A 3,247-nucleotide genomic window follows, 5' to 3' on the forward strand; every position below is an offset into this window, starting at 1 on the left:
GGGGGGGGGGGGGGGGGGGGGGGGGGGGGGGGGGGGGGGGGGGGGGGGGGGGGGGGGGGGGGGGGGGGGGGGGGGGGGGGGGGGGGGGGGGGGGGCCGGGGGGGGGGTGTCGTCCGGGACGGGCTTCGATGTTCGGCGCCTGTCCCGGGTCGGCTCTGTTGGAGCTGCCTTGCGCCGAATTCATCTCGTTTTAGTCCCGGACGACACCCCACCCCGTCCCCGCCCCCGGCCCGGGCGCCCCGGTGCATGAGGATGGGCAGCCAGCCCTAGACCCCCGGAGGCCCGCATGTCCGCACCCGAGATAGCGGTTCCCGGCCCGCTGGTTGGGACCGACTGGCTGGCGGAGTGCCTCGGGGCGCCCGGGTTGGTTCTCTTCGACGCTTCCGTGGGGGGCCATCGGGGAGCCTCCGAGCGGATACCCGGCGCGCGGCCCTTCGACCTTGACGGCCCGTTGTCCGACCACGAGGCCGCCGCCCCGCACACCATGCCCGGGGCCGCGCAGTTCACCGAGGCGATGCGGGGCCTGGGCGTGGACGACAGCTCCACCGTCGTCGTCTACGACGGTGCCGGCATCTACTCCAGTGCCCGCGCCTGGTGGATGCTGCGCGCCATGGGCTTCGACCGGGTCGCCGTCCTCGACGGGGGACTGCCCGCCTGGACCGCCGCCGGGCTGCCCGTCGAGGCCGCAGGGCCGGCGTACGAGGGGCCGCGAGGCTCCTTCACCGCCCGGCCCCGTGCCGGGCTCCTGGTCGGCGCCGAGGCCGTCACCGCCGCCCTGGCCGACCCGGCCGCCGTCGTTCTCGACGCCCGCACCCGCGAGCGGTTCGCCGGGACCGCCCCCGAACCCCGGCCGGGCCTCCGCGGCGGCCACATGCCGGGCGCGCTCAACCTCCCCTTCGGCGAACTCCAGCGGGGCGACGGCCTGATGCGCCCGTCCGGTGAACTCCGCGCCGCCTTCGAGGCCCTGGCAGGCACCCGCGAACGCCTCTACGTCAGCTGTGGCTCCGGGGTGACGGCCTGCGTCCTGGCCCTGGGCGCCACCCTCGCCGGTTACCGCGATGTGTCGGTCTACGACGGCTCCTGGAGTGAATGGGGGCTTCCCTCACCCCACCGTCCCGTTGTCACCTGCTGAATTCCTCCCACAGTTCTCGGCTTGCGATCGTGAAGGGGTGAGTGGGGCCGAGACTGTTGCTGCGCCTCCTCACCACATCCGCCATCAGTTCGATGCCTGATTCCCGATGGCCCAGCGCCGACTGCGTTCGGGCAAAGAGCTGTTGGGCCGCCAGTGCGATCGGATAGTCCGGGCCGAAACGCCGCCGGTATCCGTCGACGGCCTTTCTGATCGATTCGTCGGCCGCCTCGAAATTCCCCAACACGTACATGGCCCAGGCGTAGTTGTGCCGGGACCCCACCGTGACGGTGTGATCCGGGCCGAGGTGCCGGACGCATTCCGACGGCAGGGAGAGGAGTTCCCTGCCTTCTTCCGATGCGAGTTCGGCGGCGGTCAGCAGGGCCAGAAGGCTGGACCTGGAGCGAAGGCTCAAGGGGTGTGAGGGCCCCAGGACCTCCTGCCGGCCCCGCACCGTGGACCGGAGCAGTGCGAGGGCCTCCTCGCGTCTGCCGAGATTGGCCCATACGAGCTGAAGTCCGTGGCTGCTGTCCAGGGTGTCCGGATCACCGGCCCCGAACAGCCGCTGTTGCGTTTGGTGGACGCCGCGGAACAGTGATTCGGCTTCGGAATACCTTCCCAGCCGGAACAGCGCCCGGCCGGCCCGGGAGCGTACGGCAAGAACGAGGCGGTGTTCCGTACCGAGGGATTCCTCCGTGAGAGCCACCGCCGCGTGGGCGGTTTCCCACGCGCCCAGGTAGTCGCCCGTGCGGTGCAGAGCGGTGGACAGCCGTCCCGCGAGGCCGAGGGCATCGGCCTTGGTCGCCGGGTCGGGGACGCGGCTCAGCAGAGCGAGGACGTGCGGTGTGAGCAGCCTTAGTCGCAGGTCGTAGGGCCCGGCATCGGGCAGGGCCGGGACCTCGGCGTCGAGCAGGCGCAAGGCCGTGGCGTTGAGCGCGGAGAGCTGCGCGCCGGGAGTGGCAGAGGCGACGCTGTCGAGTAACACCCCGTGGCTCTGTACGCACCGCACGCCGACATCGACCAGTTCGGTGAGCGATTGGTCGAGCAGGGCTCGAAGTGCCGTCTCCGACCGGTTGCGCGGGAGGAGCGCGCTGATCTCGGAATGGTTCAGTACGGAGAGCGGCAGCGGTACGGCAGCGAACCGGGCCAGCAGTCTGAGCAGTGTGGCGGCCTCGGCCAGGCCGTGTGCTTCGAACGCGTCGAGCGTCAGCTGCCAGGTCCGGCCCACCAGGTGGCGGGGGTCCTCCTCGGACAAGGCCTCAGCTCCTTGGTCGATGAGCTCGATGCGTTCCCCCTCGTCGAGCCTGCGCCCGTAAAGGTCCAACGTCCACGGGTCGAGCACCTGGTGGGAGAGGAAGCCGCCCGCGAGAGTGAGCGCGAGCGGCAGGAGCCCCAGCCGGTCGGCGATCGCGGCCGCTTCCTCCAGGGTGCCGCTGTGTGGTGCGAGATCACACAGCACCCGTGCCGCGTCGTCCCGCGGCAGCACCCCGATGTGCTGGAGTTCCGCACCGGGCCACCAGCGCGAGGCGGCCCTGCGTGTGGTGACCGTGACGGTGCCGCGGTCGCTGGTGCGCAGCCAGTTGCCGTCGCGGAGGATCTCGGGATCGTCGGCGTTGTCGAGTACCAGCAGCCAGGGCTCGGCGGAGCGGTCGAGGTGTTCCCACGCGAGGTCGGCGGCAGGCCGGAGGCCGTTGCGGGCGGCCAGCAGTTCGCCGTTGCCCGCACCACGATCGGCTGCGACGGCGAGCATGCCGGCCCGCAGGCTCGCCCGGTCGGAGGCGTTGACCCACAGCCCGATCCGGCCGGTCACCGAAGTGGCGTACTGGAACAGCGAGCAGGCCACGGTGGTCTTCCCGGAGCCACCCATCCCGTGGAGGACGTAGACCTCGCCACCGCGCCCGTCGGCGACGGCTGCCTGCAAACGCTCCAGCACCTCGGTGCGGTCGCGCAGCACCACGGGCGCCCGGCCGACCGCCGGGCTGCGTACCGAATCAGGGCCGTGCGGCCCCGGGGCCGCGCCGCCGGAGTGGTGGTGTTGAGTGGTGTACTTTTAGCCCGAATCCGGGGCGTCGCCCCCCCGGTCCACGGCGCGGGCGGCCCACCCCCCCCACACCCCCC

The 3,247-nt window shown here is 72.5% G+C and carries 2 protein-coding genes; one reads left to right on the plus strand and one right to left on the minus strand.

What is annotated here, in order from left to right:
- The first annotated feature begins 286 nt into the window (after window positions 1-286).
- Window positions 287-1,132, plus strand: a complete 846-nt coding sequence (locus ACGFYU_RS36735) for a sulfurtransferase (RefSeq protein ID WP_393831648.1) — start codon at window positions 287-289, stop codon at window positions 1,130-1,132.
- Here ACGFYU_RS36735 and ACGFYU_RS36740 read toward each other — a convergent pair.
- On the minus strand, window positions 1,122-3,083 hold the full coding sequence (locus ACGFYU_RS36740; protein ID WP_393831649.1) for a tetratricopeptide repeat protein: 1,962 nt from the start codon (window positions 3,081-3,083) through the stop codon (window positions 1,122-1,124). The genes ACGFYU_RS36735 and ACGFYU_RS36740 overlap by 11 nt on opposite strands.
- Window positions 3,084-3,247: the final 164 nt, after the last annotated feature.

The sequence above is a fragment of the Streptomyces sp. NPDC048337 genome (genome assembly GCF_043201175.1).
Lineage (GTDB): Bacteria > Actinomycetota > Actinomycetes > Streptomycetales > Streptomycetaceae > Streptomyces.

Coding starts and splice junctions, on each gene's coding strand:
- ACGFYU_RS36735 (WP_393831648.1), top strand. CDS start 287: ATGTCCGCACCCGAGATAGCGGTTCCCGGCCCGCTGGTTGGGACCGAC.